Consider the following 2,292-nt stretch of genomic DNA (forward strand, 5'->3'; position numbering starts at 1 on the left):
GGCGGCCGCGGCCCGGGGCGGGGGAGCGCGGGGCGCGGCGTGACGGGGCGGGTGAGCGCGGGGCGCGGCGTGACGGGGCCGCGGCGTGAGGGCGGCGGTGGTTCGGCGCGGGAGCGGGTGTCTTCGGGCCGGTCAGTCCGGTGCGCCGCCGGTGACCGCGGCCGTGATCCGGCGGGCCGCGAAGTCCGTACCGCAGACGAAGCGCAGCAGCGGGCCGAAGGAGTTCGCCGCGGACAGCCCGGTGAAGTACAGCCCCGGCACCGAGGATTCGAAGCCGCCGGTCAGCCGGGGCGCCCCGTCCGCCGTGCGCCGCACCGCCCGCCGCAGGCCCGGGTCGAGCAGTTCCAGGCGGTCGACGTCCACCCGGTAGCCGGTGGCCGCCAGCACGTGGTCGACCTCCAGGGCGCCGGTGAGGCCGCGCAGCCGCAGCCGGACGGCGCCCGCCCGCTCCCGCGCGGACTCCACCGAACACCCGGTGAGCACCGGCACGCCCGCGTCCTCGACCCGTTCGCGCAGCCACCAGGCACCGGCCGGGCCGAGCACCGTCCGCACCCGGCCGGCCCGGACGCCGTCGGGGAGATGACGGAAGGCCCAGGGGGCGCGGCAGTAGCCGAGGAGGTTCCAGCCGGGCCCGAGTTCGGTGCCCGGGTACCGGGCGCGCACGGCCGCCGGCCGCTCTCCCGGCAGGTCCGCCCCGGGCGCGGTCCCGAACCGCAGCCGGGCCGTCCGGGCCACCAGCGTGGGCCGCGCCCCGGCCTCGGCCAGCAGGGCGGCGCTCTCCAGCGCCGACTGCCCGGCGCCGACCACCGCGATCCGGCGCCCCGCGAAGCGGCCCAGGTCCGCGTGGTCCGAGGTGTGCGAGCCGAGGCCCGCCTCCCGCAGCGCGGCCAGTTCGCCGGGGACGTGGGCGAAGGCCCGCAGCCCGGTGGCGAGTACCACGGCCCGGCTCCGGAACTCCTCACCGGTGTCCAGCCGCAGCCGGAAGACACCGTGGTCGTAGCCGATGCCGAGTACCGAGCAGCGCTCGACCCCGGGCACGCACCGCTGCTGGAACCAGTCGCCGTAGGCGATGAACTCCGCGATCGGCACGGGATAGCGGTCGCCGACCGGCGCCAGGCCCAGGGCCGTCCGGTGGTCGGACAGCCGGTGCCCAGGGGCGGGCGCGGAGATGTTCGAGGCACGCGGGGTGGACTTCAGGAACATCCCGGCGGGCATGTGGTCGCGCCACCCCGCCATCGGCTCCCCGAACACCCGCAGGTCGCTGCCCCGCGCCGCCAGGTGGGCGGCCGTCGCGAGCCCGTACGGCCCGGCCCCCACGACGGCGATCGGCAGTCGGCGATGCGTCGGCACGGACGCCTCCCGGAGTACTCGGACGTCCCTCCAGAATGCCCCTTCGGCCGGTCGGCGGCATCAGGTGCGTGGACGAACCGGCCCGCCCGGGCGTGCGGACCTGCGCCGGCTCAGCCGACCAGCCGGGACAGCTCGATCGAGTGGCCGGTCCGCTCCACCTTGGCGCGGAGGTAGCGGACGTTGCTGGCCGACAGGTGCACCCCGGTCGGCACCCGGCGCTCGACCGTGACGCCGAGGCCGGCGAGCTGGTCCGCCTTGTCCGGGTTGTTGCTCAGCAGGTCGATGCCGGTGGTGCCGAGCGCCGCCAGCATCTGGGCGGCGGCGGTGTAGTCGCGCCCGTCCTCGGGCAGGCCCAGCGCGGTGTTGGCGTCATAGGTGTCGAGCCCGGCGTCCTGGAGGGCGTAGGCGTCCAGCTTGTTGTACAGCCCGATGCCCCGGCCCTCCTGCCGCAGGTACAGCAGGTAGCCGCCGGCCTCGGCGATCCGCTCCACCGACTCGCGCAGCTGGGGCCCGCAGTCGCAGCGGTCCGAGCCGAAGACGTCGCCGGTCAGGCACTCCGAGTGCAGCCGCACCAGCGGCGTCCCGCCCTCCGGGGTGCTGCCGAAGGCGAGCGCCAGGTGCTCGGCGCCGTCGGCCAGGCCGTGGAAGGTGAACACCTCGGCGTCCGCGCGGTACCCGTCCGGGAAGGTGAGCGGGATGCGCACCCGAGAGCGCACCGTGGCGGCGCCGGGCTGCGTCGGAGCGGTGCCAGGCTGCGTCGGGGCAGGCTGCGGCATGGGCGGGGCCTCCGTTACCGGGGTGATGGTCGGACCCCGACGGTACTCGGTAGTTCCAATTTGAACAACTGTGTTCCGAGCCGCCCGCACCGGGGTGGAGTGGGACGGCGCAGGCTCGCAACGCCTCGTGGGGCCCGCCTGTTCCCACCGGCCACGACGGAGGGGG

At 76.4% G+C, this 2,292-nt stretch carries 2 protein-coding genes; both read right to left on the reverse strand.

Features of this window, described 5'->3' with window-relative positions; all coding sequences use genetic code 11:
* Positions 1–132: 132 nt before the first annotated feature.
* Positions 133–1,350, reverse strand: coding sequence for an FAD-dependent oxidoreductase (locus tag ACFWA9_RS39025; protein ID WP_380394322.1), 1,218 nt, complete (start codon positions 1,348–1,350; stop codon positions 133–135).
* A gap of 110 nt (positions 1,351–1,460) precedes the next feature.
* Positions 1,461–2,126 carry a GTP cyclohydrolase II gene (ribA, locus tag ACFWA9_RS39030; protein ID WP_380394325.1) on the reverse strand — a complete coding sequence of 222 codons (666 nt, stop codon included), beginning with the start codon at positions 2,124–2,126 and terminating at the stop codon, positions 1,461–1,463.
* Between the last annotated feature and the right edge of the window lie 166 nt (positions 2,127–2,292).

The organism is Kitasatospora sp. NPDC059973 (genome assembly GCF_042737525.1).
GTDB lineage: Bacteria > Actinomycetota > Actinomycetes > Streptomycetales > Streptomycetaceae > Kitasatospora.

Coding starts and splice junctions, on each gene's coding strand:
- ribA (WP_380394325.1), bottom strand. CDS start 2,126: ATGCCGCAGCCTGCCCCGACGCAGCCTGGCACCGCTCCGACGCAGCCC.